This is a genomic window from Pseudomonas sp. Z4-7 (genome assembly GCF_051131965.1).
Classification (GTDB): Bacteria; Pseudomonadota; Gammaproteobacteria; order Pseudomonadales; family Pseudomonadaceae; genus Aquipseudomonas.
Genome location: NZ_CP071642.1, coordinates 2574924 through 2586691 on the forward strand (window position 1 = coordinate 2574924; position 11768 = coordinate 2586691).

Here is an 11768-nt window from a genome sequence, read left to right on the forward strand (position 1 = left end):
ATTTCATTCATCCGGCTTAAAAGCCTGTTTTTTTAGATCAGGGTCACATTGTGGAAAAGCTAAAACGCCTTCAAAGCGGAATCGAAGGGCTCGACGCTCTGCTTAACGGAGGGCTGGTCGCGGGTGCTTCATACATAATTCAAGGTCGTCCAGGTTCGGGCAAGACGATCCTCGCCAATCAGCTTGGATTCCATCACGTGCGTAATGGAGGCCGGGTTTTAGTCGCCACACTGCTGGCCGAGTCGCACGACCGTCTCTTTCAGTTTCTCTCTACCCTGAGCTTTTTCGACTCATCCAAAGTGGGCGCTGAAATCCAGTTCGTCAGCGCATTCGATACGTTGGAAAACGAAGGTCTCGATGAAGTAGTAAAACTGCTTCGGCGTGAGATCAGTCGGCAGAAGGCTACGGTCATGGTCGTCGACGGTTTGCTCAATGCGCGCTCCAAAGCCGATTCGCCTATCGACACCAAGAAATTTATCCTGGAGTTGCAAGGCCACGCAGCGTTTGCCGGATGTACCGTACTGTTCCTCACCAGTTCACGGCTTGACGACGGTAGCCCAGAGCACACGATGGTTGATGGTGTGATCGAAATGGGAGAGGAGCTGTTCGGCACTCGTTCCGTACGACGTATACAACTACGCAAGACGCGAGGCAGCAGCGCGCTGACCGGTCTTCACGAATGTGAAATCACTGATGACGGCCTGGTTGTCTATCCGCGTCTCGAGAGCCTGTACAGCCGTCCTTCCTCTTCCGACAGTGCGGACATGACGCGCATCGCCAGTGGGATTGATTCGCTCGACGATATATTGGGCGGAGGACTGCACAGCTCCAGTGTGTCTCTGGTCATGGGACCCTCCGGGATCGGCAAGACCACGCTGGGTCTCAAATTCCTGGCCAAGTCCACACCTGATGCCCCAGGCTTGCATTTTGGGTTCTATGAGAGCCCACAGCGGCTGCGCTTGAAAGGATCCTCACTGGGCATCGACATCGAAGCCATGGAGGAGAGCGGGGCGTTGAGCATTGTCTGGCAGCCAACCACCGAAGGGCTGCTGGATGGACTCGGCTCAAGACTGCTGAGCATCGTCAAGGAAAAGGGTATCAAACGCCTGTTCATCGACAGTCTGAGCGGGATGACACGCGTTTCGACAAATCCGGGACGGATTACCGATTTCTACAGTGCGCTCATGAATGAGCTGCGCTCCAGAGGCGTTACGGTATTTGCATCCTGGGAAATGCGCGACCTGTTCGGTTCTGAGGTCAGCTCACCGAACTCCGACCTGTCGAGCATCGTCGACAACCTGATGCTGATGCGTTTCTTTGAGAATCGCGCTGAACTAAGCAGGACGCTTTCCATTCTTAAGGTACGAGATAGCTCCTATGACCCCTCGCGATTCGAGGTGGTGATTCGTGATCAAGATGTTTTCCTGAAAAAGGCTTTGAGGAATGAACCTTCAGTTGCCACTGAGTCCTTGCCTGGTTCGATTTCATAAGTCTTTGAGCAGGTTGAAAAATTAACATGACCACCATCCTGGTCGTCGACGACGAGTATCTGATCGCTGACATCCTCAGCTTCGCGCTGGAGGATGAAGGCTTCATGGTCGTAAAAGCCAGCAATGGTCGAAAGGGACTCGAAGTTCTCGAAAGGGAGCGTCCAGCGTTGATTGTTACCGACTTCATGATGCCCGTCATGGACGGCTTGGAGTTCGCCACGGCTGTGCGAGCACTTCCGTCCGTCAATCATTTGCCAATCATCCTCATGAGCGGTGCTCAGGCGCACATAGGTATGCAGAGATCGGATTTGTTTGATGCAGTCCTGCCAAAGCCATTCGAGATAGGCGCCATCATCGCAGAAGTGAAAAAGCTCTTGTCTGCGCAGTAGTTCGTTCCGGTAGGCGTCACGAGAGCGAGTCTATCGAGTGCCCACCGATGCCCAGCGTGATCAGCGCGGGCTGCATGATTTGAGGAGGGTACTAGAGGACTTTCACGGCCCGGCCGATGAACTGCACCGGCCCTGTGGGTTTTCCGGTCGGCGAGCCATTGACACTTTCAAGAGTCAGTTCAAAAAGTTGATGGGGCTCCAACGGCGGTAACTTATCGAGCGGGACCGACAGCGTTTGTCCAGGCCGGACCAAACCCAGGGATACCGGCGCTTTCCAGTCATCCGCCTTGGTCCAGAATTGCAATGCTTTATCGCTGGGGACCTGAGCCACCGCCAGCGGTATAAGTTGAATTTCCTTGGAGTCGGTCGCTTGAATGACCCATCCAGGTGCCTGGTTTTGCGGCGCTACCAGCACCACCAGGTAAGTGGTTGGGCTGACCGCGGTCGTGCGCGTCAGTAGCAGCGTTCCCAGCAGCAATGTTGCAACGATGCCTGCCCCGGCGAGCCCGCGCCATAACGGAAGAAAATTCCACAATGATCTCGACCGTGGGGCATTCGGCGCTCGCTGGCCATGACTGTCCAGGCTGTTCTGGATACGCCTCCAGACTAGGGGCCCAGGTGTTTGCGGTTCTGCCTGCTCAGTCAAGGCAGCCAGGCGCTGCTCCCAGGCATCGACCGCGTCGCGCAGGGCGGGTTCTTGCGCGAGACGCTGTCGAACCTGCTTGCGCTGATTGGCCGGCAATGTCCCCAACACATATTCGCTCGCCAGTTCTTCGATGTTTTCGGGAAGATCATCCTCTGCGCTCGTCGTCATCCCATGCACTCCCGCAACGCCACCAGACTACGTTTGATCCACGCCTTTACGGTTCCCAGCGGTGCGCCCACTTTTTTCGATATTTCGGAATGTGAATAACCGTCCACGTACGCATGAAGTATGCAGTTGCGCCGGGCCGGCTCCAATCGTTCAAGGCAGGTATAGATACGACCTGAACGAGTCAGGTACTCAAACGTGTCGCTGTTTGGCGCGTCAACGGACGCCAAAGCGTCCGAGGCCATTTCACTGTGCTCGTCGAGCTGAATTTGCCTGGCGTTGTCACGCACGACATTGAGGGCCAGATGTCGGGTTATGCTGAATATCCAGCCACGGGCCGAGCCTCTGGTCGGGTCGAAACTGGCGGCGCGAGTCCATATTTTGATGAAGACGTCATGGAGGATATCTTCCGCCAACGCCTTATGGCGCACGATTCGCTGAGCAACGCCCATCACGCGTGCGCTTTCCTGATCGTATAAGGCGCGCAACGCCTGTTGGTCGCCTTGGGCGCAGGCCGCAAGGTGGGCTTCATAGTCGAAGTAAGGTTCGGGCAAGGACAGGTTTCCAGCCATTGGCAGCAACATGACCCCAAGCCCGGAGGCAAGGGGGTATTCATGGGAGAAGAGTAGCCGACTTTGCCCTGACCACTGGCCGTCGAGCGTGATCTATTGGGCAGCCCAGAATATATAGTCGGCTTGATACTTCACTACCTCACGCTTGCCTTTGTTGGCGCTGGAGCATTCGGCCATCGGCGCTACGCCACCCTTCACGGCCAGCCGCTGGATGTAACTGACCCCGCTCATTGCGCCTTTCCCTTCGGCGGGGTTGGCCTTGACCAACTGCAAGGGGAGGTCTTTGGGGCTGACCGATGCGACCGCCAATTGGGTTCCGGTGATTTTGGAACCGTCGTTGGCTTGCCATGTTGCAGGTGGTCCGAAATAAGTGCCGATAGCCTTGCCTCTTCGGTCGTTCAGCAGCGCTTTCGGGCCGATGAAGAACCATTCTGTCTGCCCTGTGGCATTGGCCTTGTCACGGCATTCATAAGTGATTTCTCCGACTCCTGCAGTTTCGAGCGCGACCTTGTGCCCGGCCGGGACCTTGATGCTTTCAGGCAAGCCTGCTTGCGCGTAAGCAGCAGGCATCGCGACGAACAGGCAACTGGCAGTCAATGCAGTACCGACAATGCGGAACAATCGTTTAGCGTTCATACAAGCTTCTCCTGAGGATTTGATCAGCGCAGCGGTTCATGGCCGCTACATGTACTACCCTCTGGAACGCGGACTGGATGCACTTGGCTGAATAAAAATATCAACGGCCGTTTCAGCGGGGCTCGCAGGGCCGGCAGTCGGTCATGTCGGGCCTGCCTGTTCAGGTTTTTGCTGCGCGGTCGATACCTAGGTAAATGGGCGATCAGTGCGTGACTGCCGATGCCGCCATCAGGAGTCTCGTCACCAGGACGATTCACCCTCGTTTTTAATGGAATGGGCATGTCCAGGAATAACCCGCTTTTTGCACTGCTGTTACTGTTCGCGTGCCCTGTCGGGTGGGCGGGGGTGACCAAGCTTGATGTGGCGGTGCACGAAGGCACAGGCCAGCGGCTGCCCGACGCGGTGGTCACGCTGCAAGGCCCGATAGGTGCGCCGTTGGCGCCTCCCGCCGCCAATATGGATCAGCGCAACCAGCAATTTGCGCCCCATGTGCTGGCGGTGCACACCGGCACCCCGATCAAATTCCCCAACAGCGACAACATCCGCCATCAGGTCTACTCGTTTTCGCCGGCGAAGCGCTTTGAGTTGCGCTTGTACGAGGGCTCCCCCTCCGAGCCGGTGCTGTTCGATAAGCCCGGCGTGGTGGTATTGGGCTGCAACATCCATGACCGGATGCTCGGCTACGTCTTTGTCACCGACGATCCGCGTTTTGCCGTCAGCGATGCCCAAGGCAATGTGGTGCTGAACGATTTGCCAGTCGGCGACTACCGCGTGACGCTTTGGCATCCCCGGCTCAAGGGGATGCAACCGATCGATGCCGGTTCTGTGAAACTTCCTGCGGCCGGCCTCAAGCAGAACTACACCCTGACGCTGGAGCCTTTACCTGAGCAGCCCGCAACCGCTCCGGCTTCGAGTGCCTTCGGCGATACATTCAAGCGAGCGGCTCGTGAAGCTGCGCAATAGTTTCCAGGCGCAAGTCGCAGCGGTGATGATCCTGTTGTCGCTGGGGGTGATCGGCGTGTTGTATTTCAGCGTCAATGCGGCGACCCGTTCTGCGGTGCGTAGCCAGTCCGAGGCGCAGTTGGACGTCGGTACGCGCGTCTTCGAGCGGCTGCTGGAAGTGCAGGGCCGACGCTTGGCCGATGGCGTGCAGTTATTGGCAGCCGACTTCGGCTTTCGCGAAGCGGTGGCCAGCCGGGATGCTGCAACCATCCGTTCAGTGCTGGTCAACCATGGCAAGCGCATCAATGCCAGCGACATGATTCTGCTGAGCATGGACGGCGAGGTGCTCGCCAGTACCCTCGACAACATGCCGGAAGGTTCATTGTTCCAGTACGATGGCGCGCTGCGCCTGGCACAACGTGCGCGCCAGGCCATGGTAATCGTACCGTTGCAGGGTAAACCGCATCTGTTGGTGGAAACGCCCGTACTCGCACCTCTGCCTGTTGCCAGGGTGGTGATGGGTTTCAGCATGGACAAGGCCTTTGCCGATGAGTTGCGCTCACTTACCAACCTTGAGGTTTCGTTTCTTGCCGTTGATCAACAACGGCCTGGTGAGCTTGTCAGCACGCAACCAGACGTTCTGCGCGGGCCTGTCTCCAGCTTGATGCTCAACTCGTCCAACCGCAACAGCGCGGTACTGACGGAGCACCTGGATCGCAATTTCCTCAGTCAGTTTTTGCTGCTGGCTGACGGTTCGAACGAATACGATGGGCAAGTAATAGCACTCTTGCAGAGTCCGCTGGACGTGGCCATGCAAGCGTTTGCTCCGCTGGACGAAAAAATCCTGGCGATTACCCTGGTCGCACTGATCGCCTCGTTGGTCGGCGCTTTGCTGTTGGCACGAGGTGTGTCGCGTCCGGTCAAGTCACTGGCCCTCGCGGCGGAGCGCATCGGTCAAGGCGATTACCAGACCCCCGTGGTATTGGAGCGGGAGGATGAACTCGGGGTGTTGGCCAAAGCCGTCAATTCGATGCAAAGCGGCATTGCCGAGCGGGAGCAGCAGCTGGCGCACAACGCCCTCCATGACCCCGTCACTGGCTTGCCCAACCGCGCATTGGCCATGGAGCGCCTGGGCAGTGCAATTGCCGCCAACCGGTCGATCGCCCTGATCTGCATGGGCATCCATAACCTGCGGGCCATCAACGAAACGGTCGACCCCGAAACGGTCGACCGGCTGCTCCGTCAGACCGGCCAGCAAACCCAAGCCCTGTTGCACCCTGGCGACACCGTGGCGCATCTGATCGCCGAGGAGTTCCTGGTTCTGCTCGATGGGATGGACAGCGATGCGGCGGTCGCCTTGGCGGACAGGTTGCAGCAAGTATTGCTCAAGCCCCAGCACATCAACGGCCACGACCTGGCCCTGGACTGCAGGCTTGGAATAGCGGCCTACCCGGCGGATGGGCAAAGCGCGCAGACCCTGCTGGAACGCGCCTCCATCGCCATGAAAGACGCGGCGCAGATGCCGGGTCATCTACAGATTTATCAGCACGGGCGTGATTTGGCTCACCGCCGCCAGATCGCCCTGATTCGAGACTTGCGCCACGCGGCGAACAACGGTGAGCTGCTCCTGCATTACCAGCCCAAGATGGACATTCTGAAGAGTCATGTCCGCCAGGCTGAAGGCCTGTTGCGCTGGCAGCATCCGCAACTGGGCCCGATCTCTCCAGCCGAATTCATTCCCTTGGCAGAACGGACCGGAAGCATTCAGGCGCTGACCCATTGGGTGATCAACGAGGGCATGCGCCAGCTGTCGGAGTGGAATGGGCGAGGGTTACGCTTGCAACTGTCATTGAATATATCCGCCGAAGACCTGATCAGCGACGATCTGCCTGTTCGGGTGGTGGCGTTGCTGCGCACGCATCGGCTACCAGCCGAGCAGCTGGTGTTTGAAGTCACCGAAAGCGCTGTCATGCGCGAGCCCGAGCGGGCCTTGAAGAACCTCCATCTGTTGCGCGATTGCGGCATCAGTCTGTCGGTGGATGACTTCGGTACCGGCTATTCGTCCTTGGCGCACCTCAAGCGACTGCCGGTGCAAGAGTTGAAAATCGACCAGTCGTTCGTCCGAGACCTGCATGACACCAGCGAAGATGCGGTAATTGTCCGCTCGACCATCGAAATGAGTCATAACCTGGGGCTCAAGGTAGTTGCCGAAGGCGTTGAATATGAACACAGCCTGAGATTACTCGAGCGTTGGCATTGCGATACCGCGCAGGGCTACCTGATCAGCCGACCGCTGACCGCCGCGGCGTTCGAGGCCTGGGTGGCGTTGCCTTTGAATCTTCATTCTTCGCTGGTTCATTGAACATCATGAGTTCACGTTTGTGGCTATCGATCGCCTGTTGCACAGGACTCGCCCTTCAGGTCGTTTCTGCCGACGGCGGGCGTTTGATCGCGACCGGTGGCGCCAGCAGCCTGGAGGGTGCCGCCGGCGGCGGGATCACGCCGTGGGCAGTGCTGGCCGGTTACGGCGAAAAAAACGAATGGGGGGCGACTGCGTTCGCGACCTCGGTCAATCTGCCGGATTATCGGCTGGATGTCGCCGGGCTGGCCGTGGCCTACGACAACCGGGTCGAGCTGTCGTTTGCCCGGCAGCGTTTCGACCTGGGTTCGCTGGTGAACAAGCTGAACCTGCCCGACGATAACCTCGGCCAAGACATCTTTGCCATGAAGGTGCGTTTGTTCGGTGACGTGATCTACGACGATTTGCCGCAGGTTTCCCTTGGTCTGGAGTACAAACACCAGAACAACTTCCTGATCCCGAGCCTGGTCGGCGCCAGGCGGGACAGCGACATCGAAGGCTATCTGGCTGCCAGTCGGTTATTCATGGGCGGGGCGTTTGGCTACAACCTGCTGCTCAATGGCAGCCTGCGCTACAGCCGTGCCAATGAGCTGGGGTTGCTCGGGTTCGGCGGTGACCGTCGCGACACTCGTAGCGTGCTGAAGGAGGGCTCCCTGGCGGTGCTGCTCAATCCGCGCTGGGCACTGGGCGTCGAGTATCGGCAGAAACCGGACAACCTGTCCTTTGCCGGGGAAAGTGACTGGGCTGATCTGTTCGTCGGTTACTTTCCCAATAAACATCTGTCGGTGGTGCTGGCCTACGCGCGGCTGGGCGAAATCGCGACGCTCGACCGCCAGAACGGCACATATCTTTCGGTGCAGGGGAGTTTTTGATGCGCATTGTCCTGCTGGTGCTGATCGGGCTGTTGAGCGCCTGCACACAACCCTTGTCCAGGGACGACTCGCTCTATCAAGACCTCGGCGCACAGGCCGGGATCACCCGGATCGTCGAGGGCATGCTGCTGAACATCGCGCGTGATGAACGTATCGTAGAGCGCTTTCGCAAGATTGATATCGAGCGGCTGCGCGACAAATTGATCGAGCAATTTTGCCTAGAAACCGGCGGCCCCTGCACCTACACCGGTGACAGCATGGCCGAGAGTCACAAGGGGCAGAACATCAGCCGCAGTGATTTTAATGCCTTGGTTGAAGACCTGATTGCTGCAATGGATGAACAGCGTGTTCCGGTGCCGGTGCAAAATCGGCTGATCGCACGGCTGGCACCGATGCGCGGCGAGATCATCGAGAAGTAAGGGATTCAATCCGTGTTTTAAGCCAGACCTGTCTTGGGCTTTCGTCAGACGCTGGGAACGACCCGCTGCGCCTGTAAGTCTACCTGTATCTACTCATTGGCAAGGTACAGCGCAATGGATAAGACAATCACCGTGGATCAGCTGGCTACCACCGACCTTGGACCATTCAACGAGATATGGCTCGGTGGGACTCATACTCAGCTATGCCTATGGCGTGGTGCCCAGGTTTTCACCCACGAAATGCTCAGCGAGGGCACCCACGATCAGAATGTCCGGCGCCTGTGCTTGCAGTTGGTCAACCCTGACGATCAGGCCGCCGTGGCCAGCGTTGAGCTGATCGCCCGCGAACGGCTGAACAAGATCGGGAAGGAGGGCGAATTTTATCCGGCTGAGGAAGCGGACACCTATCAATAGTCACCCTGCAAGCTCGGCGTCATTAAATGTTCTGCGCACGTTCGTCCGGCAGGCGCTTCCTGCGACCGGTGAGCATGGATAACGGCAAGTTGTCGCGGACCTGGATACTTTCAAAAACGGCTGCCAGCACATGCACACACACCAGACCGAGCAGCGTGTTGGCGGCGGTTTCGTGCAGTTGCAACGGCCAATCGGCGCCCCAGAGGGCATCGACTTCCTGCATCAGGAAGCCGCTGATGCCGATAGTCAGCAATGCCAGCAACATCGACAACATCACCAGCGCGCCAATTGGCGAATGGCCCAGGCGGTGTTGTGGCCGACCGTTGAGCAGCGAGCGCACGTGAGTACCCAGACGTTCTGGCGTGGGCCAGAAGTCCGCCCACCGTGCGCTGCGTGGTCCGACAAATCCCCAAACCGTTCGTACCAGCAGCCAGGCCATGGCGTAATAGCCCAGCCAGACGTGCCAGCCGTCGCCTGCTTCGTTGAAGAAGTAGTTGGCGACAAAGACCCCGGCGATAGACAGATGAAACAGTCTCACCAACGGGTCCCACAGGCGTAAGGATTCGCCTGGCATCAGCCTTTTATCTCGGTCTTCACGGCTTTGCCGGTGACCGGGTCATGGTAGATTTCGACCTTGCGCTTGTCCTTGTCGAAGCCGTAGATCTCGTAGCAGTTGCCATCGGTCACCTTGAACTTGCTGATCTCGTAGCCTTCGGCCTTGAGCTTGTCCTGGAAGGCTTTTTCGTCTTGCCATTGCGAACGCTCCGCGGTGGTGCATTGCGGACCGGCGACAGCCAGGGGGCTGGCGATAATCAGGGACAACAGGAGAATTTTGCGCATGGAAAAGCTCTCAGTGGAGGTGGGAAGTTGAACAGTGCGAAACCAACCTTAGGGTAGCCTTAGTTGGCAACGAGCCGTAACATTTGTGCTGAAATGCGGCCTCGACCTGTTGCAACAACTGCGCGCCGAGCAGCACGATTTACCGGTGCTGGTCCTCACCGCCCGCGACGGCACCGCCGAACGCATCGCTGGGCTCGACGCTGGCGCCGACGACTACCTGGTGAAACCCTTCGACGTCGAAGAACTCAAGGCCCGCGCGCGCGCCTTGCTGCGCCGCAGCCAGGGCCGCGCGCAACCGATGCTTGAACACGGCGTCAGACTTGACCCGGCCACTCAGCAGGTGCGCTACCAGGATGCGGACGTCATCGTCACCCCCATGGAATACCAACTGCTCCACCAACTGATGGTGCGCCCCGGCAAAGTGGTGACCCGCGAGCGTCTGTCCCGCGCGCTGTATGGGACCAATGCCCTCAACTTTTCTCCCCCAGGGAGCGAGGTGGCTGTGGTGGTGCGCAAGGACGAGGCGGGCAGGGTCTGCTTGAGGGTTGAAGACGCTGGCCCGGGGATCGATGAAGGGGAAATCGGAAGGCTGTTCGAGCGCTTTTACAGTCGCGGCAATGCCAATGGCGCGGGCCTGGGATTGGCCATCGTGCAGATGGTGACAAACAAGATTGGCTGCACGTTACGCCTTTACAACCTGGCGGGCGGTGGCGTTTGTGCGGAACTTTGTCTGAACCGTGACCTTGCAAGCCCGACCTCCAACGTTTGACTCAAGGGTTGGCTTCGCAGCATGCGGGCGTAGAAGTGTCAGGTGCGTATCAAGAACCGATGCCAGTCATGGCATCGGTTTTTGTCTCACGCTCAGGCGTGCCAGCGCCTAGGCCAAGCGCGTGTGGGCCAACTCATCGATCAAGTGCCGCTGAAACGCCGCGAGCGCCTCCTTCGGTTGCTGCAGTTGGATAAATTCCAGCATGGGATCGGTGACGGCAGTCCTCACGCCCGCCAGTTCCTCAAGGGTCGCCAGCCCGCAAAACGGTACATACGCTTCTGAGTATCCACCTTCGTGGACCAGCACGAGACGGCCCTGGCACAAGCGCTCGGCGGCTTTACGCACGAGGCAGGTCATCTGCCGGAACGAGTCGCTGTGCAACAGCATGCGGGCCAGCGGGTCGACGGCGTTGGCGTCGTAGCCGCAGGCGATAATGATCAATTCGGGCTCGAAGCGCTCCAGTGCCGGGATCACGATGCGTTCCATCGCGTACAGGTAAGCCTCATGGCCGCTGCCAGGCGGCAGCGGAATATTGATATTCGCACCCAACCCCGCGCCACGGCCGCGATCAGCCTCACCGCCGTAACCCGCCGGGAAACAACCGTCCTGGTGCAGTGAGATAGTCAGCACGTCACCACGCTCTTCGAAGATGGATTGTGTGCCGTTGCCATGGTGTACATCCCAGTCGATCACCGCGACGTTGCCCAGGCCACGGCGGGCTTTTGCGGCTTCAATGGCGATGGCAATGTTGGCCAGGAAGCAAAAGCCCATGGCGCTGCCGGCGAGGCAGTGATGGCCTGGCGGGCGCGACAGGGCGTACGCGTTATCGACTTCCCCGACGAGCACGGCATCGACCGCGGCGATGGCCAACCCGGCAGAGAGCTTGGCTATTTCATAACTACCAGGCCCGATGGGCGCGTGCGGCCCCAACTCACCGCCCCCGGCATCGCTCATCATCTTGAAGCGTTGCAGGTAACCGGGTGTATGCACCCGCAGCAGATCTTCATCGGTCGCCGCGTTGGCGCTGCGTACCTGCAAATGGCGGGTCAGGCCGGAAACGTCCAGCAGGCTCTTCAGACGGCGTTTGGTTTCCGGCGATTCAGCGTGGCCCGCAGCGGCAGGTGGTTGTACCCATCCTCCCACCGGCAAGGTCAAGGCATGCAACCCGGCGCTGTGCCAGAGGCTGAGTTCATCGAAGAAAAATGCACTTTTTCGGCTCATCGTCTTTCCATTTTCTTTAGGGTAATAAGGCCAC

13 protein-coding genes and 2 pseudogenes are annotated in these 11768 nt (G+C 58.8%); 9 read left to right on the forward strand and 6 right to left on the reverse strand.

Annotated features, from left to right (window positions below; all coding sequences use genetic code 11):
* Positions 1-47 precede the first annotated feature (47 nt).
* Both J3P91_RS11880 and J3P91_RS11885 read left to right on the forward strand, forming a co-directional pair.
* A complete protein-coding gene (locus J3P91_RS11880) occupies positions 48-1490 on the forward strand; it encodes an ATPase domain-containing protein (protein ID WP_434605097.1) in 1443 nt (480 codons plus the stop codon).
* Positions 1491-1516: 26 nt separating this feature from the next.
* Positions 1517-1879, forward strand: coding sequence for a response regulator (locus J3P91_RS11885; protein ID WP_305495236.1), 363 nt, complete (start codon positions 1517-1519; stop codon positions 1877-1879).
* 91 nt (positions 1880-1970) lie between these two features.
* Here the strand turns inward: J3P91_RS11885 and J3P91_RS11890 are convergent, their stop codons facing one another.
* From J3P91_RS11890 to J3P91_RS11900, 3 genes are all read right to left on the reverse strand, one after another.
* Positions 1971-2693 carry an anti-sigma factor gene (locus tag J3P91_RS11890; RefSeq protein WP_434568851.1) on the reverse strand — a complete coding sequence of 241 codons (723 nt, stop codon included), beginning with the start codon at positions 2691-2693 and terminating at the stop codon, positions 1971-1973.
* Positions 2690-3244: a sigma-70 family RNA polymerase sigma factor gene (locus J3P91_RS11895; protein ID WP_434604327.1), complete on the reverse strand. Its 555-nt coding sequence runs from the start codon at positions 3242-3244 to the stop codon at positions 2690-2692. Before J3P91_RS11895 ends, J3P91_RS11890 begins: the two co-directional genes overlap by 4 nt.
* A gap of 111 nt (positions 3245-3355) precedes the next feature.
* The gene (locus tag J3P91_RS11900; RefSeq protein ID WP_434604329.1) at positions 3356-3898 is read right to left on the reverse strand and encodes a DUF3455 domain-containing protein; all 543 of its coding nucleotides are present in this window, start codon (positions 3896-3898) and stop codon (positions 3356-3358) included.
* Positions 3899-4177: 279 nt separating this feature from the next.
* Here J3P91_RS11900 and J3P91_RS11905 point away from each other — a divergent pair, with 279 nt between their 5' ends.
* The 5 genes from J3P91_RS11905 (at position 4178) to J3P91_RS11925 (ending at position 8904) form a co-directional block, all read left to right on the forward strand.
* Positions 4178-4861 (forward strand): methylamine utilization protein, encoded by a 684-nt coding sequence (locus tag J3P91_RS11905; RefSeq protein WP_434604331.1) that lies wholly within the window; start codon positions 4178-4180, stop codon positions 4859-4861.
* The gene (locus J3P91_RS11910; protein WP_434604333.1) at positions 4845-7202 is read left to right on the forward strand and encodes an EAL domain-containing protein; all 2358 of its coding nucleotides are present in this window, start codon (positions 4845-4847) and stop codon (positions 7200-7202) included. Before J3P91_RS11905 ends, J3P91_RS11910 begins: the two co-directional genes overlap by 17 nt.
* Positions 7203-7207: 5 nt before the next feature.
* Positions 7208-8071, forward strand: a complete 864-nt coding sequence (locus J3P91_RS11915) for a DUF3034 family protein (RefSeq protein WP_434604335.1) — start codon at positions 7208-7210, stop codon at positions 8069-8071.
* Complete coding sequence (locus J3P91_RS11920) at positions 8071-8490, forward strand: group I truncated hemoglobin (protein WP_434604337.1); 420 nt, start codon at positions 8071-8073, stop codon at positions 8488-8490. Before J3P91_RS11915 ends, J3P91_RS11920 begins: the two co-directional genes overlap by 1 nt.
* A gap of 114 nt (positions 8491-8604) precedes the next feature.
* On the forward strand, positions 8605-8904 hold the full coding sequence (locus J3P91_RS11925) for a hypothetical protein (RefSeq protein WP_434604339.1): 300 nt from the start codon (positions 8605-8607) through the stop codon (positions 8902-8904).
* 22 nt (positions 8905-8926) lie between these two features.
* Here J3P91_RS11925 and J3P91_RS11930 read toward each other — a convergent pair whose 3' ends face one another.
* A complete protein-coding gene (locus J3P91_RS11930) occupies positions 8927-9478 on the reverse strand; it encodes a cytochrome b/b6 domain-containing protein (protein ID WP_434604342.1) in 552 nt (183 codons plus the stop codon).
* The gene (locus J3P91_RS11935; protein ID WP_048722823.1) at positions 9478-9744 is read right to left on the reverse strand and encodes a PepSY domain-containing protein; all 267 of its coding nucleotides are present in this window, start codon (positions 9742-9744) and stop codon (positions 9478-9480) included. The genes J3P91_RS11930 and J3P91_RS11935 overlap by 1 nt, the downstream gene beginning before the upstream one ends.
* A gap of 97 nt (positions 9745-9841) precedes the next feature.
* On the opposite strand from J3P91_RS11935, the pseudogene J3P91_RS11940 reads away from it, so the two are divergent.
* A pseudogene (locus J3P91_RS11940) lies at positions 9842-10204 on the forward strand (response regulator); the annotation flags it as partial.
* 60 nt (positions 10205-10264) lie between these two features.
* Positions 10265-10513, forward strand: a pseudogene (locus tag J3P91_RS11945) (sensor histidine kinase); the annotation flags it as partial.
* Positions 10514-10621: 108 nt separating this feature from the next.
* Here the strand turns inward: J3P91_RS11945 and J3P91_RS11950 are convergent.
* Positions 10622-11734, reverse strand: coding sequence for a class II histone deacetylase (locus J3P91_RS11950; RefSeq protein ID WP_434604344.1), 1113 nt, complete (start codon positions 11732-11734; stop codon positions 10622-10624).
* Between the last annotated feature and the right edge of the window lie 34 nt (positions 11735-11768).